Genomic DNA, 23,141 nt, shown 5'->3' on the forward strand with positions numbered 1-23,141 from the left:
CATGCTCATTATCTCCGGCAGGCGGCCGTCATGGCCGCGTCGCCTATGCAGTCCGGCGAAGGCACGGTGACGCCGATCGCCCTTACCGATTGTTCGATTGGCGCAACTGCCACAGCCGGCCTTGCACTTGTCTGCGGCGGCTCGCCCGGCAGCGGCACGCGCGGGCCGATGGGTGCCGGCACCGCTGCCACACCTTGATCCGGTTGCGCGGTCGAGGTGCTGCGAACGGCGGCGCGCGGCTGGGTGACAATGGCAGGCGCCGGCTCGTAGCCGATCGGCATCGGGCTGGCGCGATAACCGCCTTCGTCGGGATAGATCGGCGCGCCGGTGCGCCCGAGCGCCACGTCGGCGGGCGGCGGATTGCCGTAAGGGTTCCAGAGCTCGCCGTCGAAGGTGCCGGTGACGGTGTAGCCATAGACGATGCCAAGCAGCTGGCGTTCGCTCGCTCTCGCATCGCAAAGGCGCAGGCGCAGCTGGATCATGCCGAAATTTCGCGCCTGGGTATTGGCAGCAGTGCTGGAGCGTATCTGCTGCCAGGCATAGAGGCAGGTGTCGCCGGCACGGCTGCGACCGGAGGCATACCCGAAGGGACCATAGGCGTTCTGCAGGAAGGTCGCCGACGTCGCCATCGGCACGCCGGGGGCCGAACGGGCCACCTCGCGGGCAATGCCGCTCTCGTTGATCATGCTGAAGCCGGCATTGCCGGCGCCGGGATTGGCGCCCGAAGCGCCGAAGAACTGGACCTTCAGGGAATTCTGACCGGGCACGGAGGATGAGGTAAACAGCGATATCGTCTGCTCGACGCCGTTGCCGCGCTTGCGCTCGACGACGCTGACGATCGACGGGCCGCCCGGCGGCGGCAGGACCAACGCCTTTTCAGGCGCCACGGTTTCCGGCGCGGAAGGCTGGCGCACGCCGCCTGTCGATGTGCAGCCGGCCATTATGCCCGTCACGGCCAACAGCAATATCGTCTTTCGCAAGCGCATGTCTCGAGCCGCCGCAATCGTCTTCTAGAGATCCATTCGCAAGCCGAAACGCGACGGATCGTCGAATCAACGACCGGTTGGTCGTCCGTTCAGAATAAACGTCCAACATGGTTAGCGAAAAGTAAACAAGCGAGCTCTAACATCACCATCTGGACTCTTTTCGAACGCTGTTCAGACGGCTCAACCGTCTGATGTAAAAATTAATTTAGTAACAACTTAATTTCTCTCTTTGCGTCTGTTACCGCGATCGCGAAAGCCCGCGGGGAACTATGCCGCATGGCCAGCGTTGCCTTGATGTCTCAGGTAGAAAGGAGAAATCCCATGCGCAAGACCATGCTAGCTGCGGCCGCCATGCTGACCATCAGCTCCGCCGCCTTCGCGCAGAGCAGCGTCATCGTCACCGATCCCGCACCGACCGGCTCCGTCGTATTGCCCGGCGAAGTGCGCACCTATGTGATGGAGCAGAACACGCCATCCGTCGTCTATGACGGTGATATCGCGGTCGGCGCGACGCTGCCCGATACCGTCGAAGTGCATACGGTGCCAAATATCGACGGCTATGGCTATACGGTCGTCAACGAGCGGCGCGTGATCGTCGAACCGAAGACGCATCGCATCATCCAGGTCTTGGAATAACGCTGACACAGAATTGCGGACGTGCGGCCGTATTCCGGCTTCACGTCCGCTCGTCTCCCACCCTCACCGCGACATTCAGAAGCTCACGGATCTTATGAGCGAGCTGCTCCAGGCTGAAGGGCTTGGCAAGCAGGGAAACGCCGTGATCAAGCACGCCATTGTGGACGATGGCATTGCGGGTGTAACCCGTCGTGTAGAGGATCCGGATCGTCGGCCATTTTTCCTGGACGATATCGGCAAGCTGGCGTCCGCTCATCTGCGGCATGACGATATCGGTGAAGATCAGGTCGACTGCCGCATTCTGCTCCAGAAGCATAAGCGCCTCCATGCCGCTAGCCGCCTGCAACACGGTGTAACCGAGTTCATGCAGGCTTTCGGCGGTCATGGTGCGGACGTTCTCATCGTCCTCCACCACCAGGATCGTATCATTGACGCTGCCCTGAGGAAGCGGCTGGGCGCCGGCGACGTTCAACCGGGCATCCGTCGCGCCGACATGACGGGGAAGATAGATCTTCAACGTCGTACCCCTGTCGATCTCCGAATAGATCTTGATGTGGCCGCCGCTCTGCTTGATGTAGCCGTAGACCTGGCTGAGGCCGAGACCTGTGCCTTTGCCGGGTCCCTTGGTCGTGTAGAACGGATCGAAGGCTCGCTCGATCACGTCAGGCGACATGCCGGTGCCGGTGTCAGTCATGCTGATCATCACATATTGACCTGCTTCGACCTCCGAATGCATGCGCGAATATCGCTCGTCGAGTTCGGTATTAGCGGTCTCGATCGTCAGATTTCCGCCGCCCGGCATGGCGTCGCGGGCGTTGACGGCAAGGTTCAGGATGGCATTCTCGAGCTGGCTCAGATCGGCGAAGCTCGGCCAAAGGCCGCCGGCAAGCACGGTCTCGATCCGGATGTGCTCGCCGAGCGTACGCCGCAGCAGCTCCGACATGCCGCCGACCAGCTTGTTGAGGTCGATCACCTCCGGGGCGAGCGGCTGCTGGCGCGAAAAGGCGAGAAGACGCGCGGTCAGCACTGCCGCTCTCTGCGCACCGTCCCTGGCATTCTGGATGGAGTATAGCAGGCGAGGATCCTCGCTGCCGGTCAGGCGCCGTTGGGCGAGATCGAGGTTGCCGATGATAATTGCCAGCATGTTGTTGAAATCATGGGCGACGCCGCCGGTCAGTTGGCCAATCGTTTCCATCTTCTGCAACTGGCGGACCTGCGCCTGAGCGGCGGCATTCTCTTCCATCTCGTGCCTGAGCTCGGCAGTGCGCTGGACCACAGTCTGTTCGAGGCGCGTGTTGAAGCTGTTGAGCTCGCTGCGAAGGCGGCTCTGCCTGCCATGGGCGATGATGATCATCTCCATCAGCCCGATGATGATCACGGCATTGATGAGATAGGCGGAAAGCCCCACCCATTGGGCGGCGCTGGCCGGCCAGAAAACATTGTGCGGCTCGACGAAAAACTGCTGGACAATGAAACCGGCAACCAAGGTCGCGACAAAGCCCGGCCCGGCGCCGCCTATGAAACTCGCGAGCAATATCGCCGGAAGGAAGCTCAGGAAGGGAAACTCGGAGAGAGTGTCGCTGGCGGCAAGCCTCAGAAGAAACGTCAGGCCAATGAAGGCAATGGCCAGCGGATATGTAAAACCTGGCCTGTGACGCAGCCAATCCGTGGCACTCAACAAATCCATTCGACACCCCTTCTTACAGCGCCGCGCGTCTTTTCGAGAGCCGCAAAAGACGCTGCAACGCTTTGAATTGCTGCATAATTTTATTCATAAATCGATTCCGATTTAAGGAAATTATGCAGGAGCCGTTGCGGAGACGGCACTCCAGCTTTTGCACATCGAATTTCAACCGGCAATATGCTGTTTCTCGCACTGCCGGCCACGACGTCTTGACGAGCCGTGCAAGCGGCCACATAAACCTCCATGCCTAAAGCGTGTCGCAATCTTTCAGATTCGCTCCTTGCGCTTTAGGTCTTTGTTTTTACGCATGTCGCGCAAAACCGCAGCACACTTTTGCGCGACATGCTTTAGCAAGGGCAATGGGTGAACGGGATCATGAAAGACATATTCATCGTCGAAGACGACGCGCTGATTGCCATGCTGCTTGAGGACATGCTTGCCGATCTCGGCTACCGGGTCTGCGCCAGCGCACCCGACCTGGAACGAGCGCTGACAGCCGCCAGGGATACGGAGTTCGACGCTGCAATTCTCGATGTCTCGCTTGCCGGGCAGAGTTCGTTGCCAGTCGCAAAGCTGCTCGACGAACGCGGAAAACCCTATCTCTATGCTACGGGATACGGCACGCCGCCTGATGGCAGCAGCCCAAGCACGCTGCCCGTGCTGCAAAAACCCTTCCAGCTCAGCGAACTCGAACAGGCGATGAAGCGGCTTACCGAAGCCTGACTTTCCTATTCAGCGCACCTGATCGAGCAGACGCTTGCATTCCAGGAGGTCGTAGAGCGCCTCCTGCAGCAGCGCCCTGTCTTCCTTGCCAATGCTCGACTTGCCGATCGAGACTTCCTGCTCGTCGTCTCCAGCGACGAAATTGAAGAACCGGCGGGTGATCGGCGGCTTGGCGCGGCCGACGATCTGGTCTTCGTCAGCCATGCCGACGCGCGGTTCCCCGGCACCCGTGTCCTGCACGCCCGACGCAAGCGCCTCGACGCTGGCGAGGTCGCCATGGCCGACCGATATGACGAACTTGTTGCCATTGGTCTTCAGAAGCTTCTGCACACCCTTGATCGTATAGCCATGATCATAGAGCAAATGCCGGATGCCCTTGAGGAGGTCCACGTCCTCCGGCCGATAGTAGCGACGGCCGCCGCCGCGCTTCATCGGCTTTATCTGGGGAAACCGCGTCTCCCAGAAGCGCAGCACATGCTGCGGCAGATCAAGATCGTCTGCGACTTCGCTGATGGTGCGAAAGGCATCGGGGCTCTTGTCCAACGTCATGCTACTACGCGACCTCGCGGCTCGATCCTACGGCGACTCATCATATTTCAACGGTTTGGCGCCGACAATTCAAGTCATGTCTTGACGTTGCGCACAAGGACGGAGAGTGCGAGAGAGAAAAAAAGCCGTTTCCGAAACGGGAAGCCGATTATCAGGGAGCCGGATTCAGCGGCTTCAGCTTGATCTTGCGAGCGACATGCGATTTGAGGATGCGTGTCTTCAACACGTTCGACGCCTTGAAGGTCATGACCCGGCGGGGGGAAATCGGAACCTCTTCGCCGGTCTTCGGGTTGCGGCCGATCCGCTCGTTCTTGTCGCGCACCTGGAAGGTGGCGAAGGAGGAAAGCTTGACGGTTTCGCCACGCACGATGGCGTTGCAGATCTCGTCGATGACGGTTTCCACAAGTTCGGCAGATTCGGTCCGGGAAAGCCCGACCTTTCGGAAAACGGATTCCGCCAGGTCTGCTCGCGTCACTGTTTTTCCGGTCATGGTTTCCCCGCCCATACAAATATTTTGTGAAATCGCACGAAGAGTATTTGTCTTGCGCCTTACGGTCAAGCTCTTGTTCGCCGCCAGTTTTTTAGGTTTCGTGCCTACCAGCGCAGCAGAACCGCACCCCAGGTAAAGCCGCCGCCCATCGCTTCGAGCATCACCAGGTCGCCCTTCTTGATGCGGCCGTCGCCGGCAGCGGTCGCAAGTGCCAACGGGATCGAGGCAGCCGACGTATTGCCGTGCAGGTCGACGGTGATGACGACCTTCGCGGCATCGATGTTCAGCTTCTTCGCCGAACCGTCGATGATGCGGCGATTGGCCTGGTGCGGCACCAGCCAGTCGAGGTCATCGGCGGTGGTGCCGGTCGAATCGAAAGCCGCCTGGATAACATCGGTGATCATGCCGACGGCGTATTTGAAGACCTCGCGGCCTTCCATGCGCAGCTTGCCGACAGTGCCCGTCGTCGACGGGCCGCCATCGACATAGAGCTTTTCCTTGTGCGAGCCGTCGGAACGCAGATGTGCGGTCAGCACGCCGCGATCGCTAACGGTACCCTCGCCTTCTGTCGCTTCGAGGATGATCGCGCCGGCGCCGTCGCCGAAAAGCACGCAGGTGGTGCGGTCGTTCCAGTCAAGAATGCGCGAAAAAGTTTCGGCGCCGATGACGAGAACGCGCTTTGCCAGCCCGCCGCGGATATAGGCATCCGCGGTCGTCACCGCATAGACGAAACCGGTGCAGACGGCCTGGACGTCGAAGGCGAAGCCGTGGCTCATGCCGAGCCGGTTCTGGATGTTGACTGACGTCGCCGGAAACGTGTTATCAGGCGTCGAGGTGGCGCAGATGACAAGATCGATATCGGCAGGCGTCAGGCCGCCATTGGCAAGGGCTGCGCGCGCAGCGGCCTCGCCCAGCGACGCCGTCGTTTCGTCATCACCGGCGACATAACGTTGGCGGATGCCGGTGCGCTGGACGATCCATTCGTCCGATGTATCGACGATGGCCTCCATGTCACGATTGGTCATTACGCGCTTCGGAAGTGCGGCTCCGAACCCGCGAACCACTGAACGGATCATCTTTGATTGAACCCCATCGCTCATGCCGCTTCCGGGCCCATCGGGGGCAGCCGCTTGGCATGATATTTCTTAAGATCATTTTCTATTTTCTGATTGAGGCCGTTCTTGGCCATGTCGTAGCCGACTTCGATGGCGGCTGCGATGCCTTCGGCATTCGCCCCGCCATGGCTCTTGATGACGATGCCGTTCAGGCCGAGAAACACGCCGCCATTGACCTTGCTCGGATCGAGCTTCTCGCGAAGCATGTCGAAGGCGCTTTTGGCAAAGAGGTAGCCGATGCGGGCCAGCAGCGTGCGCGACATGGCGGCACGCAGATATTCGCCGATCTGCTTGGCGGTGCCTTCGGCGGTCTTCAGCGCGATATTGCCGGAAAATCCTTCGGTGACGACGACGTCGACCGTGCCCTTGCCAAGGTCGTTACCCTCGACGAAACCGGAATATTCGAGCGAATCGATGTTCGCCTCGCGCAACAGCCGGCCCGCCTCCTTGACCTCCTCCTGGCCCTTCATCTCCTCGACGCCGACGTTCAGAAGGCCGACCGTCGGACGTTCGACCTCGAAAAGCGCGCGCGCCATGGCGCCGCCCATCAGGGCAAAATCCATCAACTGCTGCGCGTCGGCGCCGATCGTCGCGCCGACATCGAGCACGATGCTTTCACCCTTCAGCGTCGGCCAGATCGCGGCGATCGCAGGACGCTCGATATTGGCCATGGTCCGCAGACAGAACTTCGCCATCGCCATCAGCGCGCCGGTATTGCCTGCCGAGACAGCGACATCGGCGTCACCCGTCTTCACCGCCGCGATCGAGCGCCACATGGTGGAGATGTAGCGGCCACGGCGCAGCGCCTGGCTCGGCTTCTCATCCATGGCGACGGCAAGCTCGCAGTCGTGAAAGATCGATTTTTCCCTCAGCTTCGGAAACTTGGCGAGAACCGGATCGCACTGTTCCTTGAGACCATAGAGAACGAAGGAAATATCCGGATGCCGATCCAACGCCTTGGCGGCGCCGGGGATGACAACCTGGGGACCAAAGTCGCCACCCATGAGGTCGAGAGATATTCTGATCACGCGTCCCTGATCCTTCTTTTCGCCGAGGGCGAAATTTCGGCCAAAATACCGGTTTTGGCGTCGCTTACAACTGAATTGTGTCAAATGCCAGAGGGGCTTCAGTCCTTTTTCCAGTCCTTGAGGGCTGCGAAAGCGGAGGGCTTTTTATCGTCCTCGCCGCTGTCCTCGACATGGCCGGCGAATTCGATACCCTGCTTGCGCGGATAGGGATCGATCGCCAGAGCGGCGAATTCGGCAACCACCTCGCCAGCGTCGATCGTATCGCCGACAAAGTTTTCGGGCAGATCAGGACCGTCGGGATCGAGCAACATCTCGCCGGCGTCGTTGCCGGCCTGGCGGGCAAGCTTGGAGCCCTCCGGCACGAAGATCTGCTCGAAGCTCTCGTCGATGGCGGATTCGACCGGTTCCAGCGTCACGACGCAGGACTGGACGATCTTCGCCTTCACCCGGCCCTTGATGCGCACGCCGTCGCGCTTCCAGCGGGCAATCTGCAGATCGGCGCTGAGATCGTCGACGGAGACGACGTTCCAGGTCTTGGCAAGCGCCTTCAGTTCGCCGGCGTCGGCCTCGACATGAACCTCGACTGCGTTGGCCGAGATGTGGCCGACCTTGACGTGATAGGAGAAGGGAACATCGTCCCGATCGTTCTTCATCTTTTCCTCCTTCAAGCGACCGGTGGGCAGCCGACCGGCGGAAGCGTTGCCGAACCGGTGGCGATCACCTCTTCGGCTACGGCGGACAGATGCGCTTCCGCGGCCATCATCCATCCGGCGAGGCCGGACATATCGGCCGGCGCTTCGGTTTCTGGGTAGATATTGCGCTGAAGAGCAAGAGCGAGGGCTTCGGCGTCGCCTGTGTCCATCGCCTTCGAATAGGCTTCGAGCCGGCCGTAAAACATGCCGGCGAGCTTCTTCATGCGCTTCGGCACGCTGTTGTCGCCGATGCCGAGTTCGCGGATCGAATAGTCGATATCCTGGAAGAAAGCGTCGACGATCTCCTGGGCGATTTCCTGGCCGCTGGTGGCGGAAGCACGGGTGCGGCGAAAAAACAGAATCATGGCGATCGACAGCATCTCGAAACGGCCCATGACCGTATCCGGCACATTGAGCCGCTCGTAGAGTTCCGGCATGCGCGCGGCCGCCGCCAACGCCGCATATTGCCTGTCGACGATCGCCTGATTGTTGTTTTTCTTGCGGAAGAGCCCGAGGATCATTGTTTTTTCCGGAAATGCCTCATTCTTCATGCCGGCTGGCGTCTGGCCTTGTTGCATGATTTCGAAAGCTGGTTTACCGAAGCAGGCGCGAATTGCAATGCCGATCATGGCCAGTTTCGGAACGACGCCTTCGATGCGTCAGCGAAGCGAATTCGGGAAATTCGACCCGGAATGGCCACAATGGTTTTGCAGGAGGAAAGCGTGCAAGGCCCCAAATGGCTGCTATCGACACTCACAGGGAGTAGATGTCGTTGAAGAAACGGTATTTCAAGTCTGACATGAAATTCTTCAGCAGTGCGGCCATTGCCCTCGTAATTGCCTCCACCACCGCTCTCTCCGGTTGCCAGACCAGCACCGTTCTCAACGGCGGCTACGTCGCCGACCAGCAGTCGCTGAACTTGGTTCCGGAAGGTTCCAGCCGCGAGCAGGTGCTGCTTTCGCTCGGCACCCCGTCGACGACGGCGACCTTCGACGGCGAAGTCTTCTATTACATCTCGCAGCGGCGCACGCGTGCGGTCGCCTTCCAGAAACTGAAGGTCGTCGATCAGAGCGTTCTGGCGATCTATTTCGACAAGGACGGCGTCGTCAGCCGCCGCGCCAACTATGCGCTGCAGGACGGCAAGGTGTTCGACACGATCGGACGCGTCACGCCGACCGGCGGCAAGGAACTCACCTTCCTGCAACAGATGCTTTCCGGCGGCAGCGCCGCGAGTGCTGCCCGCAGCCTGTTCGGCGGTGGCGCCGGCGGCACGCCGCAGAACCCAAGCAGCCTGCGCTGATCGGACACGCCTTATACGAAAACCCCGCCGGATCGCTCCGGCGGGGTTTTTTGATGGTCGCTGCGTCAGCTTGAAGTGTGCCAAGCCGGCGCCGTTGTTTATCCGGCGAGAACGGCCAGCAGCAGCAGCGCGACGATGTTGGTGATCTTGATCGCCGGGTTGACGGCGGGGCCGGCGGTATCCTTGTAGGGATCGCCGACGGTATCGCCGGTGACGGAGGCCTTGTGCGCATCCGAGCCCTTCATGTGACGCACGCCGTCCTTGTCAACGAAACCATCTTCGAAGCTCTTCTTGGCATTGTCCCAGGCGCCACCGCCCGATGTCATCGAGATGGCGACGAAGAGGCCGTTGATGATGACGCCGAGCAGCGATGCGCCGAGGGCAGCAAAGGCGGAGGCCTTGGAGCCGGAGATGAGAAGCACGCCGAAATAGACCACGATCGGCGCCAGCACCGGCAGCAGCGACGGCACGATCATCTCGCGGATGGCGGCCTTGGTCAGAAGGTCGACCGCCCTGCCGTAATCCGGCTTTTCCGTACCCTGCATGATGCCGGGTTTTTCCTTGAACTGACGACGCACTTCCTCGACGATCGCGCCGGCCGCACGGCCGACGGCGGTCATGGCGATGCCGCCGAAGAGGTAAGGAATGAGACCTCCGAAGATCAATCCAGCCACCACGTAAGGGTTGGAAAGATCGAAGGAAATTTCGCCGATGCCGGCAAAATAAGGGAACTTGTCGCCATTCGCCGCAAAATATTTGAGGTCATAGGAGTAGGCCGCGAAGAGCACCAGGGCGCCGAGACCGGCAGAACCGATGGCGTAGCCCTTGGTCACGGCCTTGGTCGTATTGCCGACGGCATCGAGCGCATCGGTGGATTTGCGCACCTCCGGCGGCAGATGCGACATTTCGGCGATACCGCCGGCATTGTCCGTCACCGGTCCGAACGCGTCGAGCGCGACGATCATTCCGGCAATGCCGAGCATGGCCGTGACCGCAATGCCGGTGCCGAACAGGCCGCCGAGCTGGTAAGTGGCGAGAATGCCGCCAACGATGACGATCGCCGGCAGTGCCGTCGATTCCAGTGAAACCGCCAGGCCCTGGATGACGTTGGTGCCGTGACCGGTGACCGAGGCCTGGGCGATCGAGACGACTGGGCGCTTGCCCGTGCCGGTATAATATTCAGTGATCACGACGATCAGCGCGGTGACGACGAGGCCGATGATGCCGCAGAAGAAGAGGTTCGCGCCTGATATGTCGGCGCCTCCGACGGAGCCGATCGATCCCCAGCCAATGGTGAGCGAGGTGGCAGCGCCAAGACCGACGATCGACAGCAGACCGGTGACGATGAGGCCCTTGTAGAGAGCGCCCATGATCGAGCCGTTCGAGCCGAGCTTGACGAAGAAGGTGCCGATGATCGAGGTGATGATGCAGGCGCCGCAGATTGCCAGCGGATAGACCATCGCAGACTGGAGGATCGGCGCACCGGCAAAGAAGATCGCCGCGAGAACCATGGTGGCGACGACCGAGACCGCATAGGTCTCGAAAAGGTCGGCCGCCATGCCGGCGCAGTCGCCGACATTGTCGCCGACGTTATCGGCGATGGTTGCCGGGTTGCGCGGATCGTCTTCGGGAATGCCGGCTTCCACCTTGCCGACGAGATCTCCGCCGACATCGGCGCCCTTGGTGAAGATGCCGCCGCCGAGACGGGCGAAGATCGAGATCAGCGAAGCGCCGAAGCCGAGCGCCACCAGCGCATCGATGACTTCGCGCGAGCCGCTCTCATGGCCGAGCCCGATGGTCAAGACCGTATAGTAGATGGAAACGCCGAGCAGCGCCAGGCCAGCCACCAGCATGCCGGTGATCGCACCCGACTTGAAGGCGATGTCGAGGCCGGCGGAAAGGCTGACGGAAGCCGCTTGGGCGGTGCGCACATTGGCGCGGACGGAGACATGCATGCCGATGAAACCGGCAGCACCGGAAAGCACGGCGCCGATCAGGAAGCCGATCGCGGCCTCGCCGGAAAGAAGCAGCCAGGCTAAAATGAAAACAACAACGCCGACAATGGCAATGGTTCTGTACTGGCGCGTCAGATAGGCTTGCGCTCCTTCGCGGATATAGCCCGCGATCTCCTGCATGCGGCTATTGCCCTGATCGGCGGCAAGCACCGACCGGGTTGCCCAGGCGGCATAAACCACCGAGAGCAGACCGCATGCGATTACGCATAAAAGAATCGTCATTTCGCTCTTTCCTCCCATAGGCCGGAGCTCACTCCTTCTCCGGCAGATACGCCGCCGAATCGCCTTCCTCTCCACAGAAATGCCACAGCTAAGCGGTGCGGAGATTGCGTGGTCGATCACGTGGCGTCAAGACCGCAACGGGCGAAAACCATTGCGGTACAAAGAAAGGCGTAGGGGGATTGTTTGGCGGCTAAAGACTTATTTCTTCGCCTCGCCGCGGACCTGCTTTGCGATGCGGTCGAGCACGGCGTTGACGAGCTTCGGCTCGTCGTCATCGAAGAAGGCCTGGGCGATCTCGACATATTCGGTGACGATGACCGCCACCGGGACGTCCTTGCGGTCGGTGATCTCGAAAACGCCGGCGCGCAGGATGGCGCGCACGGTGCTGTCGAGGCGCGACAAGGCCCAATCATCCTGCAGGGCTGCGGCAATCAGCGGATCGAGGCGGACCTGATCGCGCACGACACCGGAGACGATGGAACGGAACCAGGCGGCATCGGCTTTCAGATAAGTCGCGCCATCGATTTCCTGACCAAGACGGTACGCCTCGTATTCAGCCACGATTTCCAGAACGCCCGTGCCGCCGACATCCATCTGATACAGGGCCTGAACGGCAGCAAGGCGGGCAGCGCCCCGCTGGTTCGCAGTCTTGACCGGCCGTTCCGTCTTGTCGTCGTTCATTCGTTATGCACCCAGTTTCTGCTTCAGCTCGATCATGGTCAGAGCTGCACGAGCGGCAAATCCGCCCTTGTCCTTGTCCGAGCGGCGCACGCGCGCCCAAGCCTGTTCGTCGTTTTCGACGGTCAGGATGCCATTGCCGATGGCAAGGGACTCGCTGACCGCAAGATCCATCAAGGCGCGCGAGGATTCGTTCGACACGATATCGAAGTGATAGGTCTCGCCGCGAATGACCATGCCAAGGGCGACATAGCCGTCATAATGCGCTCCGCCATTGTCGTCTCCATCGAGCGACATGGCAATCGCCGCCGGAATTTCCAGTGCGCCGGGAACGGTGACGACCTCGAAGGTGGCGCCGGCCTCCGTCAATGCGAAGGTCGCGCCTTCGAGCAGGGCGTCGGCCATGTCGTCGTAGAAGCGGGCCTCAACGATCAAAATATGGGGAGCGGTCTCTCTCGGCATGGTTCACCTTCAGTTGGCGGGACATTTACCCACTCGGCAGGCCGCGGTCAAAACATGCCTTCGTCCGAATGGCAAGCAATTTCGCCCGATGCCGCAATGGGAAAGAGGAAATATCTGCAAGGGGATAGCCGCGCCCTGTATGCACAGCTGGGCACGCCTCTGAAATCAGCTTTCCCGGACGCCTGGAAAGCGTCAATTCGAAGGCAGTTTTCGTGAACAATTCTTAATGGATTTTCAGTGGTTTAACCCATTGAATCGCGAATGGGAGAACGCCAATTCCATGTCGTGACGCAGACGATCCCCTGCAACGACAGCCGACCGTCTAAGCAGATGAAAGGATACAAATCATGCACCGCGTTCTCACCATCACCCTCGCTACCGCCCTTTCCTCCATCGCGTTTGCCGGCGTCAGCCGGGCCGCAAGCCTTGGGATGAACACCCCTCAAGGCATCGAGCAGACTCTCAGGAGCTACCAGGGCAATGATTTCAATGTCCAGGAGGTTTACAATTGGCGCAACTTCGACGACGAGACGAGCGGCCCACACTCCGCACCGCAGCGCTCCGGCCAGGCTATCCGCGGCATCCAGGCCTCGATCGACGCCAACAGGTCGCTTGCCCACCGCCTCAACAATGAGGGTGTCAATATTCGCAATGTCGTCAATGCCGAGCAGGCGGCCGATGGAAGTCTGACCTTCTACGTCCGCTGATGGCTCCAGCGCATAGCCCGAAGATCGGATCGGTTTTTGGGTTATGCGTGGGATTGAAAGTGATAGAGCGTCCTCAGCGTGTCGCGTTGGACGCATGGCGCTCCAAGCATGGGCGGCGGTCTCCTCACCGGCCATGCTGGGGATTTCCGAGATAAAGCATTGAATTTTCCGGCGCGATGATGGTTTCTCTTCCTGCAACAGGAGGACACCATGGCGACGGAACCGAACGCGGTGATCAATACCGCCGATCTCAAGCTCGAGCACTGGAAGCAGGGCGAATTCTACGAAAGCGCCGACACCTCGTTTGGCGCGCTTCTTGGCCTTGCCGGCCTCGGTATCAGCTACAACGAGGTGCCATCAGGCAAATCGAGCTGTCCGTTCCACAATCACCATGTCGAAGACGAGCTTTTCTACGTGATCGCCGGTACCGGCGAATACCGCTTCGGCGATGCGCGCCATGCGATCAAGGCGGGCGACGTGCTCGGCGCGCCGGCCGGCGGGCCTGAAACGGCGCACCAGATCATCAATACCGGCACGGCCACACTCGTCTATCTCGGCATTTCGACGATGGCGAAGACCGAGATCGTCGAATATCCCGATTCCGGAAAGTTCCTTGCCAAGACCAACAGGGACCGTGCAGAAACTAAGCGCTTCCGTCATATCGGACGGCCGGAAGGCAACCTCGACTATTGGGACGGCGAGCCCGGCGCCTGAGGACGTGTTTTTTTCATAAGGACCCGATGTGACCGACATTCCGACCCTCGAAACGGCACGTCTGACGCTTCGCCCGCACCGCCTCGACGATTTCGACGCGCATGCGGCGCTATGGGCGGACGAGGATGTCGTGCGCTTCATCACCGGCGTGCCGTCAACGCGCGAGCAGAGCTGGAGCCGCATGCTGCGCGTTGCCGGCATGTGGCACCATATGGGCTTCGGCTTTCTGGCGATCGTCGAAAAGGAGAGCGGCCGGTTCATCGGTGAAGCGGGCTTCCTGGAAGCCCGCCGCGAGATGGAACCCTCGATCGAGGGGACGATGGAGGTCGGCTGGGCGCTGATGCCTTCGGCGCACGGCCGCGGTTATGCCACCGAGGCGTTGACCGTCCTGATCGGCTGGGCGGAAACGCATTTTCCCGGAAAGCCGATGAGCTGTATCATCAGCCCCGAGAACCAGGCCTCGCTGCGGGTCGCAGCCAAGCTCGGCTTCCGCGAGACGGCGCGCACGCACTACAACGGCGAGATCATTCAGTTTGCGCGGTAGGCGCCGCGCGTCCAACAGGACGGCTTTCACTTATGCGCCCGGGAATTCCGCCAGCCGGGCGGCGTAACGCGCCATGGTGTCGACTTCGAAATTGACGAAATCGCCGGCCTTGCGATCGCCCCAGGTGGTGACATCGAGCGTGTGGCGGATGAGCAGCACGTCGAAATCCGTGCCGTCGACCGCATTGACCGTCAGCGAGGTGCCGTCGAGTGCGATCGAACCCTTGGGGGCGACGAATTTCGCCAGATGTTCGGGCGCGCGCAGGCGGTAGCGTGTGGCGTCGCCTTCTGCTGTCACCGAGAGGATTTCCGCCTTGCCGTCAACATGGCCGGAAACGATGTGGCCGCCGAGTTCATCACCGATCTTCAGCGACCGTTCGAGATTGATGCGGCTGCCCTCCTCCCAGGCGCCGATCGTCGTCAGCCGCAACGCCTCTTCCCAGGCCTCGACCTCGAACCAGCGACCATTGCTGCCTTCCTGCGGCAGACCAGTGACGGTGAGGCAGATGCCGGAGTGAGAGATGGATGCGCCCATATCGATGGTCGCCGGGTCGTAACTCGTCGCAACGCGGAGCTTGATACCCTCCTTCAGCGGCGAAACGGATTCGATCGTACCGATATCGGTGACTATTCCGGTGAACATCAAAGCCCTCTTTCGTATTCGTCCAGGCGATCTTCGCCGAACATCAGCGTGCCCGTATGGACAAAACCCGATGGTATGTCGGTTGTCAGCAGCGGGGATTCAATACCGCGCTCGCCGATGACACCGGGCGCCTGATAAAGCTGGATGCGGTCGACGAGGCCAGCTTCGAGGAAAAGCCGCGCGGTCTTTGCACCGCCCTCGACCAGAAGCGAGGAAATACCGCGCGTCGCGAGCGCCGGCAACAGGACTTCCGGATGATAGGGATTGCAGTAGAGCACCTCGACGCCGGCGGCTTCTAGCGCGGCACGGCGGGAGTCCAATGCGGCACCCCCCTCTGCCCTGCCGGGCATCTCCCCCACAAGGGGGGAGATCGGATCGGGGTTAGCCCCTTGCCCTACGTCTTGCCTCAAGCCGAAACCATCACCATCGGAAACTGGGGAATTCGGATCGCGCCTCTTGCCGATCTCCCCACCTGTGGGGGAGATGCCCGGCAGGGCAGAGGGGGGTAATCCCTCCGCATCAGCCGACAACGGCCACACTTCCTCACTCGCCACCACGATGACCGGCACCTCCCGCGCCGTCTCGACGAGCTTGCCCGTCAGCGGCAATGCCAGCGAGGGATCAAGCACGATGCGGATCGGCGATTGCGATTCAAGACTTGGCGTCCGTACCGTCAGCAGCGGATCATCCGCAATCGCGGTACCGATGCCAACCAGGATCGCATCGGTTTCGGCGCGCAGCGCCTGCACCTGGGCGCGGGCCTCCGGGCCTGTTATCGCTACCTGCCCTTCCCCTGCGCGGCCGATCATGCCGTCGGCGGAAACGGCAAGCTTGAGAGTCACATAGGGGCGATTCTTCGTCTGGCGGGTGAGATAGGCGGCAAGCGAGTGCCGGCCCTCTGCCTCCAGCACGCCGGTATCCACCTCTATGCCGGCTTCGCGCAGCATAGCGATGCCGCGGCCGGAGACCCGCGGATCGGGATCGGCGACGCTGATCACGACGCGGGCAACGCCATAGGCGATCAGCGCCTCGGAACAGGGCGGCGTTTTGCCGTGATGCGAGCAGGGTTCGAGCGTCACATAGGCAGTGGCGCCGCGGGCGAGCGCGCCGGCTTCAGCGAGTGCTTGCGTCTCGGCATGCGGGCGGCCACCGAGCGCCGTCACCGCCCGGCCGACGATGACGCCATCCCTGACGATCAGGCAGCCGACGGAGGGGTTTGTGGCGGTGCGGCCGAGATGCCAGCGCGACAGACGGATCGCCGCCGCCATGAAACGTTCGTCATGCGGCGTGATGCTCATGGCTCACCTGTCCAGCGGGTCGCGGGCGATCTTGGCGTTGATTTCGGAAATGACCTTCTCGAAATCCTCGGCAAGCGAGAAATCCCGATAGACCGAGGCGTAGCGCACGAAGCCGACATCATCGAGGCTCTTCATGGCTTCCAGCACCTGCAGGCCGATCTGTTCGGAGGAGATCTCGGTCTCGCCGGAGCTTTCAAGCCGCCGGACGATGCCCGAGACGGCGCGCTCGATACGATCACGCTCGACCGGGCGTTTGCGCAGCGCCACTTCGAAGGAGCGCACCAGCTTGTCGCGGTCGAAGGGCACCTTGCGGCCGGTCTTCTTGATGACCATTAGCTCGCGCAGCTGCACACGCTCGAACGTGGTGAAGCGGCCGCCGCAATCCGGGCAGATGCGCCGCCGGCGGATGGACGTGTTGTCCTCCGCCGGGCGCGAATCCTTGACCTGAGTATCTTCCGAACCGCAATAGGGGCAGCGCATCCCTACTCCTTATCCCATGTAGCCGTACATGGGGAAGCGGTCGGTGAGGCTGACCACCTTGCCGCGCACAGCGGCTTCGACGGCAGCGTTACCTTCATCGGAATTGGCGACCTTCAAGCCGTCGAGAACTTCGACGATCAGATTGCCGATCTCGCGGAATTCCGCTTCCTTGAAGCCGCGGGTCGTGCCGGCCGGTGCGCCGAGGCGCACACCCGAGGTAACGAAGGGCTTTTCCGGATCGAAGGGAATGCCGTTCTTGTTGCAGGTGACGTAGGCGCGGCCAAGAGCTGCCTCGGCGCGTTTGCCGGTGGCATTCTTCTTGCGCAGGTCGACCAGCATCAGATGATTGTCGGTGCCGCCGGAGACGACGTCGAGACCGCCGGCAACAAGCGTTTCGGCAAGCGCCTTGGCGTTCTTGACCACCTGCGCGGCATAATCCTTGAATTCCGGCTGCAGCGCCTCGCCGAAGGCCACAGCCTTGGCGGCGATGATGTGCATCAGCGGGCCGCCCTGCAGACCGGGGAAAACGGCCGAATTGAACTTCTTCGCCAGATCCTCGTCATTGGTGAGGATGACGCCGCCGCGCGGGCCGCGCAACGACTTGTGGGTCGTCGTCGTCGCGACATGGCAATGCGGGAACGGCGACGGATGAACGCCGCCGGCGACAAGGCCGGCGATGTGGGCCATGTCGACCATAAGGTAGGCGCCAACCGAGTCGGCGATCTCGCGGAAGCGCTTCCAGTCCCAGATACGGGAATAGGCAGTGCCGCCGGCGATGATGAGCTTCGGCTTGGTTTCCTCGGCCTTGCGGGCGACTTCATCCATGTCGAGCAGGTTGTCGCCTTCGCGCACGCCGTAGGAGACGACGTTGAACCACTTGCCGGACATGTTGACCGGCGAACCATGCGTGAGGTGGCCGCCCGAGTTCAGGTCGAGACCCATGAAGGTGTCGCCGGGCTGCAGCAGCGCCAGGAACACGGCCTGGTTCATCTGCGAACCGGAATTCGGCTGGACGTTGGCGAAATTGACGCCGAACAGCTTCTTGGCACGCTCGATCGCCAGTTCCTCGGCGATATCGACGAACTGGCAGCCGCCGTAATAACGCTTGCCGGGATAACCCTCGGCATATTTGTTGGTCATGATGGAGCCCTGGGCTTCCAGCACGGCGCGGGAGACGATGTTCTCAGAAGCGATCAGTTCGATCTCGTGCCGTTGGCGACCGAGTTCCTTTCCGATCGCGCCGAAAATATCCGGATCGACGTCCGCAAGCGAGCGATTGAAGAAGGATTCGGTGGAAGCATTGGTCATGGGCGGGCTCCTCAACTGGAATGCGCTGAGGTATTAGCCTTCCGCCGTGGCGAGAGCAATACGAGGAACGACATTTGCTGAGCAAAGCGCGCGCTCACGCTCTTTTGCGGTCGCTCCGTGCCGATCTTTGGCGGCCATCTCAAGAACCGCTTCTCCGACATAAAAAAACCGCGCCGGAAAAAGCGCGGTTTTCAAATTGCGATGCAGAGGTCGCCGCTTACTGGACCGGCTGTTCCATGCCAGCCGTGGTGTCGAGCGCCAGCTCCGCATTGCCGTCCATCTGATAGATGTCGTCGCGGAACTGGACGATGCCGTCGGGCATGCCCCAGGCAGAGATATAGACGAAATAGACCGGAACTTCCGCGGCGAGTTTGATCGGCGTGTTGACGCCGGTTGCGATCACCTGCTCCATCTGCTGGCGGTTCCAGCCGGGGGTCTCGCGCAGCAGCCAGTTCGTCAGGTCGCGCACGTTCTGAACGCGGACGCAGCCCGACGATTCAAAGCGCATCAGCTTGTTGAACAAGCCCTGCTGCGGCGTGTCGTGCATGTACTCGCCGTTTTTATTGTAGAAGTTGATCTTGGTCGACGCCATGGCATTGGTTTTGCCGGGGTCCTGGCGGAACATCAGGTTCGGCGCCTCGCCGTTCCAGTCGATGGTCTCGGGGGCGACTTCATTGCCCTTGCCGTCGAGCAGGCGGATGGCATTCTTTTCGAGATAGGTCGGATCCTTGCGCATCAGCGGCATGATGTCTTTCTCGACGATCGAGCGTGGTGCCGTCCAATAAGGATTGAGGATGACCTCGTAGATCTTCGAATTGACGAGATGCGTCGGGCGGCTGAGACGGCCGACAACCGCGGTGTGGCGCGTCGCGACACTGCCGTCTTCAACAGCCTCCACATAGGCGGCAGGGATGTTGACCATCAGGTGACGGCGGCCCAAGTCTTCAGGGAAGGTCTGCAAACGGACGACATTGGTGTTCAGCTGCTGCAGGCGGACATCGGCAGGGATGTTCATCGCCTTCAGCGTGAATTCGCCGATAACGCCATCGGCCGGCAGGCCGTGACGCGCCTGGAAGCGCTTGACGGCGCCGTCGACATAGGAATCGAAGGCGTTGGACAGGCCGGCCTCGCGTGGCAGATCGCCGGTGATCGCAAGGCGCTGGCGCAGCGCCTGGACGGCGGGAGAGCTGACGCCGAGCTGGAGGCGCTGGTCACCGGGGTTGACCTCAGGCCAGCCGCCGGCTGCGGCGATCTGCTGATACTGCATAATTGCCTGCTGCGCGCTCGCGACCGATTGCGGTCCGAGGATCGGCGTGTTGGAAACCATGGCGGTCGCTGTGCGCGACGCCGCCTTGGCGTCAAACTGGTCGTCCCAGTTGCCGCGGCGCGGCGCATTGATCAGCGTATCGAGCGCCGATTGCGCGAATGCCGGCGCGGCAAGCGCGCCGGCGCCAACCGTTGCCGCGGACGCAAGGAAGGCGCGGCGCGAGAGAGCTTCAATTCCGTTTTTCTTCGACATAGTCCCAACCACTGAATGCCGCTATAAAGAGAATCTGCGGCCTTTTGCGATATCACTGCGCTTTAACGCAGATCCCAGTCCATTCGTTGTCCCGGCGCACCGAAAAATTCCGCTTGCCCCATCACAAGATTGCGATGCGGCAGCCTGAACATTCCTGATCGGTCTATTGAAAGCGCCGGTTGTTAGGCCTTCCGCTGCCACACCAATATGGCCAATTCGTGTTGCCGGGCCGGAAGACGGACATGCCGACTGCCGGAAACAGGACGCAACGAACCATATGACGGGGTAAAGCGTGCCGGTTAATAACGGCTAAAAAACGGCTTGAAAACACGCGAGACCGCTTGGCCCGCCCTGCGTTGCAAAGGTGCCACGCAAGAGCAAACGGCAAAACCGGACACGCAGGGCCGCATCCGGTTTTGGTCAACCCTGGAAGGAGGTCAGGGGTCTTAAAGGCGATACAAAATCTGATCGTTCCAGAAACGGTCCAGACGCTGGAGCAGTTTGTTCATCTGGGTGAACTCGTCCGTGCCGATGCCGCCGACCTTGTCGATCGAGGCGATGTGGCGTTCGTAGAGCTTGGCCACCGTTTCGGCGATGTCCTGGCCGGTTTCGGTCAGGCTGATGCGGACCGAGCGGCGGTCGATGCGCGAGCGCTGGTGGTTGATGAAGCCGAGATCGACCAGCTTCTTGACGTTGTAGGAGACGTTGGAGCCGAGATAGTAGCCACGCGAGCGCAGCTCGCCGGCGGTCAGCTCGGAATTGCCGATGTTGAAAAGGAGCAGCGCCTGGATGGCGTTGACGTCGCTGCGACCCTGACGGTCGAATTCGTCCTTGATGACGTCGAGAAGACGACGGTGCAGACGTTCAACGAGATGAAGGGATTCCATGTAAAGATCACGGATGTCGTGGTCCTGCTGGTCACGGAAGGTCGATACCGCCTGCGGCTTGATTTTCGTGTTCATATTGACTGCCTCACTGTTTGTTTAGCGGTGTGTTTTCTTCCCGCCTTGAGTGAGACCCTATCGAATACATATAAAATTCGACTTAAACCGCAGGCTTAACGGAGCCTTACCGGTAACTCCACGTTGTCTCAGGGTAAATCAACACTTACCTGGCGGCGATGCCGGCGCTTTTCCAGCCAGAGCAGCAGGCGGAAAATCAGGTAAACCACGGCGACGATGACATGCAGCAGGATGATCAGCTGGTTGGGGCCGAAAATATCCGGCAGCAGGCCATACATGAGGATTTGTCCGCCGGCGGCCAGCACCCAGATGACGGGCCCCCAGGAGACGGTGAGCCAGAGGCCGAGGGAGGCGACGGGGAAGAGCACGGCGAGGCTGGTGCTCGCCACCTTCCACGGCAGGCTCAAAAGATCGAAGCGGCCGGCGCCGACCAGCGAATAGCCGACGAGCATCGCCCAGTATTGCAGGCCGAACCAGAAGCAGGATAAGGCAACCAGTCTCAGGAAGAGAATGAAGAGGATATCCGCCAGTGTGCGTTTCGGTATCGTCGGGGTATCGGTTTCCATAGCGCAGACATCGGTTTGGGGTTGCATCTTCATAAAGAACGCCGCGTGTCCGACAGACGCGCTGGAGAACGCTTTATCACTTTGAGTTTGCGCATACCCCCGAAAAATCGATTCCGATTATCGGCATCATGCGCCAGAGGTTCTTCCGCCGCGGCCAATCGTCCGGTTTGGATTTTCCAGGCGCCATGATAATGAGCGCTCCGATAAATGGAATGGGCCAGGGACAGATATCATGCAGGACAGGACGCATCTCGTCGACGACATCACCGGCCATCGCCGCATGCGGCGCAACCGCAAGGCGGATTGGACGCGCCGGCTGGTGCAGGAGAACCGGCTGACGGTCGATGACCTGATCTGGCCGATCTTCATCGTACCAGGTTCCGGCATCATCGATCCGATCCCGGCCATGCCGGGCGTCAACCGCATGAGCATCGACAAGGCCGTCGAAGCGGCGCGGGAAGCCGCCGGCCTCGGCATTCCCGCACTCGCCACCTTTCCGAATATCGAGATGGAGCTGCGCGACGAGACCGGCTCGAACAGCCTCGAAGCCAACAACCTGATCAATCAGGCGACGGCGGCGATCAAGAAGGCAGTGCCTAATATCGGCATCATTACCGACGTCGCGCTCGATCCCTTCACCAGCCACGGCCATGACGGCATTCTCAGAGGCGGCGAGATCGTCAATGACGAGACGGTCGACCAGGTGGCGCGCGCCGCCGTGATGCAGGCGGATGCCGGCGCCGACATCATCGCGCCGTCTGAGATGATGGACGGACGCATCGGCGCGATCCGCATGGCGCTCGATGCGGCCGGCCACCAGAGCGTCGGCATCATGAGCTATGCGACGAAATTCGCCTCCGCCTTCTACGGTCCCTATCGCGAGGCGATCTCGACGGGCGGGCTGCTGAAAGGCGACAAGAAGACCTATTATATCGACCCCGCCAACGGCACCGAGGCGATCCGCGACGCTGCCCTCGACGTCGAGGAAGGCGCCGACATGCTGATGGTCAAGCCCGGCCTGCCCTATCTCGATATCTGCTGGCGGATGAAGGAGGCCTTCGGCCTGCCGACCTTCGCCTACCAGGTCTCCGGCGAATATACGCAGATCAAGGCGGCGGCGATGAATGGCTGGATCGATGGCGAGCGGGCGATGCTCGAAACGCTGCTGTCGTTCAAGCGGGCGGGCTGCGACGGCGTCCTCACCTATTTCGCGGTCGAAGTGGCGAAGATTCTCATCAAACGCTGATTCTGGCCGATCCGGCCTAAAATCATCCGCACCCAGGGCAGATTATTGCATTTGGCCCTGCCGATACCATATCAGCGGCATCGCTTTTCCTGAGGAGATTGAGATGAGCTACAACCCTAATCCGCTTTATGCCGCACCGGAGGACTGGCGCGCCTATAGCGGCGTGTTGAGCCGCCGGGTCTTCGCCTTCATCCTCGACTACGTCATCGTGGCGCTGCTCTGCATTCCCGCGGCGATCGTGCTGTTCTTCCTGTCGATCGTCACGCTGGGGCTCGGCTTCTTTCTCTACCCTGCCCTCTTCGTCATCGTCGCCGGCATTTACTTCGGCCTGACGGTGGGCGGGCCGAGCCAGGCCTCGCTCGGCATGCGCGCCATGGGAATTGCGATCGTGCGCGTCGACGGACGGCCGATGGATTTCATGACAGCGATCGTGCATCTGGCACTGTTCTGGATCCTCAACTCGGTACTGACACCGCTCATCCTGCTTGCCGGCCTGTTCATCGAACGCAGCCGTCTCGTTCACGACCTGCTTGTGGGCACGGCGACGGTGCGCACGGCCTGAGACACTAACTGCG

General features: G+C 61.1%; 26 protein-coding genes. 8 read left to right on the forward strand and 18 right to left on the reverse strand.

The annotated features are described in order from the left end of the window. Window positions 1-8: 8 nt before the first annotated feature. Complete coding sequence (gene bcsN / locus RWK44_RS20135; protein ID WP_316029304.1) at window positions 9-986, reverse strand: cellulose biosynthesis protein BcsN; 978 nt, start codon at window positions 984-986, stop codon at window positions 9-11. Window positions 987-1,307: 321 nt separating this feature from the next. On the opposite strand from bcsN, the gene RWK44_RS20140 reads away from it, so the two are divergent. Beyond that, window positions 1,308-1,622, forward strand: a complete 315-nt coding sequence (locus RWK44_RS20140) for a DUF1236 domain-containing protein (RefSeq protein ID WP_020049431.1) — start codon at window positions 1,308-1,310, stop codon at window positions 1,620-1,622. Window positions 1,623-1,662: 40 nt separating this feature from the next. Here the strand turns inward: RWK44_RS20140 and RWK44_RS20145 are convergent, their stop codons facing one another. Further along, window positions 1,663-3,309: a response regulator gene (locus tag RWK44_RS20145; RefSeq protein ID WP_222060383.1), complete on the reverse strand. Its 1,647-nt coding sequence runs from the start codon at window positions 3,307-3,309 to the stop codon at window positions 1,663-1,665. Between the two features lie 372 nt (window positions 3,310-3,681). On the opposite strand from RWK44_RS20145, the gene RWK44_RS20150 reads away from it, so the two are divergent. Then, window positions 3,682-4,029 carry a response regulator gene (locus RWK44_RS20150; RefSeq protein ID WP_017959885.1) on the forward strand — a complete coding sequence of 116 codons (348 nt, stop codon included), beginning with the start codon at window positions 3,682-3,684 and terminating at the stop codon, window positions 4,027-4,029. 9 nt (window positions 4,030-4,038) lie between these two features. Here RWK44_RS20150 and RWK44_RS20155 read toward each other — a convergent pair whose 3' ends face one another. The 6 genes from RWK44_RS20155 to RWK44_RS20180 form a co-directional block, all read right to left on the reverse strand. Further along, window positions 4,039-4,578: a MerR family transcriptional regulator gene (locus RWK44_RS20155; RefSeq protein WP_017959884.1), complete on the reverse strand. Its 540-nt coding sequence runs from the start codon at window positions 4,576-4,578 to the stop codon at window positions 4,039-4,041. 151 nt (window positions 4,579-4,729) lie between these two features. Next, window positions 4,730-5,068, reverse strand: coding sequence for an integration host factor subunit alpha (locus RWK44_RS20160; RefSeq protein WP_003547228.1), 339 nt, complete (start codon window positions 5,066-5,068; stop codon window positions 4,730-4,732). Between the two features lie 104 nt (window positions 5,069-5,172). After that, on the reverse strand, window positions 5,173-6,144 hold the full coding sequence (locus RWK44_RS20165; protein ID WP_012756903.1) for a beta-ketoacyl-ACP synthase III: 972 nt from the start codon (window positions 6,142-6,144) through the stop codon (window positions 5,173-5,175). Window positions 6,145-6,164: 20 nt separating this feature from the next. After that, entirely contained in the window at window positions 6,165-7,211 is a 1,047-nt protein-coding gene (gene plsX / locus RWK44_RS20170; protein WP_011651316.1) for a phosphate acyltransferase PlsX, read from the reverse strand. Window positions 7,212-7,309: 98 nt separating this feature from the next. After that, entirely contained in the window at window positions 7,310-7,864 is a 555-nt protein-coding gene (locus RWK44_RS20175; protein WP_316029305.1) for a YceD family protein, read from the reverse strand. Between the two features lie 11 nt (window positions 7,865-7,875). Next, complete coding sequence (locus tag RWK44_RS20180) at window positions 7,876-8,532, reverse strand: ubiquinol-cytochrome C chaperone family protein (RefSeq protein ID WP_168270375.1); 657 nt, start codon at window positions 8,530-8,532, stop codon at window positions 7,876-7,878. Between the two features lie 137 nt (window positions 8,533-8,669). Between RWK44_RS20180 and RWK44_RS20185 the strand changes: the two genes are divergently transcribed. Continuing rightward, window positions 8,670-9,203 (forward strand): outer membrane protein assembly factor BamE, encoded by a 534-nt coding sequence (locus tag RWK44_RS20185; RefSeq protein ID WP_316029306.1) that lies wholly within the window; start codon window positions 8,670-8,672, stop codon window positions 9,201-9,203. Window positions 9,204-9,301: 98 nt separating this feature from the next. Here RWK44_RS20185 and RWK44_RS20190 read toward each other — a convergent pair whose 3' ends face one another. The 3 genes from RWK44_RS20190 to ribH all read right to left on the reverse strand — a co-directional run bounded on the left by RWK44_RS20190 (window position 9,302) and on the right by ribH (window position 12,580). Continuing rightward, window positions 9,302-11,440 (reverse strand): sodium-translocating pyrophosphatase, encoded by a 2,139-nt coding sequence (locus RWK44_RS20190; protein ID WP_131664262.1) that lies wholly within the window; start codon window positions 11,438-11,440, stop codon window positions 9,302-9,304. A 198-nt stretch (window positions 11,441-11,638) separates the two neighbouring features. Next, on the reverse strand, window positions 11,639-12,121 hold the full coding sequence (gene nusB, locus RWK44_RS20195; RefSeq protein ID WP_020049422.1) for a transcription antitermination factor NusB: 483 nt from the start codon (window positions 12,119-12,121) through the stop codon (window positions 11,639-11,641). Window positions 12,122-12,124: 3 nt separating this feature from the next. Continuing rightward, window positions 12,125-12,580: a 6,7-dimethyl-8-ribityllumazine synthase gene (gene ribH / locus RWK44_RS20200; RefSeq protein ID WP_131664263.1), complete on the reverse strand. Its 456-nt coding sequence runs from the start codon at window positions 12,578-12,580 to the stop codon at window positions 12,125-12,127. A 347-nt stretch (window positions 12,581-12,927) separates the two neighbouring features. Here ribH and RWK44_RS20205 point away from each other — a divergent pair, with 347 nt between their 5' ends. The 3 genes from RWK44_RS20205 (at window position 12,928) to RWK44_RS20215 (ending at window position 14,545) form a co-directional block, all read left to right on the forward strand. Beyond that, complete coding sequence (locus RWK44_RS20205; RefSeq protein ID WP_020049420.1) at window positions 12,928-13,287, forward strand: hypothetical protein; 360 nt, start codon at window positions 12,928-12,930, stop codon at window positions 13,285-13,287. 210 nt (window positions 13,288-13,497) lie between these two features. Continuing rightward, entirely contained in the window at window positions 13,498-14,001 is a 504-nt protein-coding gene (locus tag RWK44_RS20210; RefSeq protein WP_131664265.1) for a cupin domain-containing protein, read from the forward strand. A gap of 28 nt (window positions 14,002-14,029) precedes the next feature. Next, complete coding sequence (locus tag RWK44_RS20215; RefSeq protein ID WP_222037114.1) at window positions 14,030-14,545, forward strand: GNAT family N-acetyltransferase; 516 nt, start codon at window positions 14,030-14,032, stop codon at window positions 14,543-14,545. 30 nt (window positions 14,546-14,575) lie between these two features. On the opposite strand, the gene RWK44_RS20220 is transcribed toward RWK44_RS20215, so the two are convergent. From RWK44_RS20220 to RWK44_RS20250, 7 genes are all read right to left on the reverse strand, one after another. After that, window positions 14,576-15,187: a riboflavin synthase gene (locus RWK44_RS20220; protein WP_316029307.1), complete on the reverse strand. Its 612-nt coding sequence runs from the start codon at window positions 15,185-15,187 to the stop codon at window positions 14,576-14,578. After that, a complete protein-coding gene (ribD, locus tag RWK44_RS20225; protein WP_168282693.1) occupies window positions 15,187-16,485 on the reverse strand; it encodes a bifunctional diaminohydroxyphosphoribosylaminopyrimidine deaminase/5-amino-6-(5-phosphoribosylamino)uracil reductase RibD in 1,299 nt (432 codons plus the stop codon). Before ribD ends, RWK44_RS20220 begins: the two co-directional genes overlap by 1 nt. Window positions 16,486-16,488: 3 nt before the next feature. Continuing rightward, the gene (gene nrdR, locus RWK44_RS20230) at window positions 16,489-16,965 is read right to left on the reverse strand and encodes a transcriptional regulator NrdR (RefSeq protein ID WP_003547190.1); all 477 of its coding nucleotides are present in this window, start codon (window positions 16,963-16,965) and stop codon (window positions 16,489-16,491) included. A 9-nt stretch (window positions 16,966-16,974) separates the two neighbouring features. Beyond that, window positions 16,975-18,273: a serine hydroxymethyltransferase gene (gene glyA, locus RWK44_RS20235; protein ID WP_020049415.1), complete on the reverse strand. Its 1,299-nt coding sequence runs from the start codon at window positions 18,271-18,273 to the stop codon at window positions 16,975-16,977. A 217-nt stretch (window positions 18,274-18,490) separates the two neighbouring features. Next, the gene (locus tag RWK44_RS20240) at window positions 18,491-19,792 is read right to left on the reverse strand and encodes a L,D-transpeptidase family protein (RefSeq protein WP_020049414.1); all 1,302 of its coding nucleotides are present in this window, start codon (window positions 19,790-19,792) and stop codon (window positions 18,491-18,493) included. A 446-nt stretch (window positions 19,793-20,238) separates the two neighbouring features. Then, entirely contained in the window at window positions 20,239-20,754 is a 516-nt protein-coding gene (gene ldtR / locus RWK44_RS20245; protein ID WP_003547156.1) for a transcriptional regulator LdtR, read from the reverse strand. Window positions 20,755-20,882: 128 nt separating this feature from the next. Next, window positions 20,883-21,320 carry a DUF6163 family protein gene (locus tag RWK44_RS20250; protein WP_062940717.1) on the reverse strand — a complete coding sequence of 146 codons (438 nt, stop codon included), beginning with the start codon at window positions 21,318-21,320 and terminating at the stop codon, window positions 20,883-20,885. 232 nt (window positions 21,321-21,552) lie between these two features. Between RWK44_RS20250 and hemB the strand changes: the two genes are divergently transcribed. Together hemB and RWK44_RS20260 are read left to right on the forward strand one after the other, a co-directional pair. Next, window positions 21,553-22,566, forward strand: coding sequence for a porphobilinogen synthase (gene hemB / locus RWK44_RS20255; RefSeq protein ID WP_206989509.1), 1,014 nt, complete (start codon window positions 21,553-21,555; stop codon window positions 22,564-22,566). 103 nt (window positions 22,567-22,669) lie between these two features. After that, complete coding sequence (locus RWK44_RS20260) at window positions 22,670-23,128, forward strand: RDD family protein (RefSeq protein WP_003547150.1); 459 nt, start codon at window positions 22,670-22,672, stop codon at window positions 23,126-23,128. Window positions 23,129-23,141 lie beyond the last annotated feature (13 nt).

The sequence above is a fragment of the Rhizobium sp. 25PS6 genome (assembly GCF_032464655.1).
Lineage (GTDB): Bacteria > Pseudomonadota > Alphaproteobacteria > Rhizobiales > Rhizobiaceae > Rhizobium > Rhizobium laguerreae.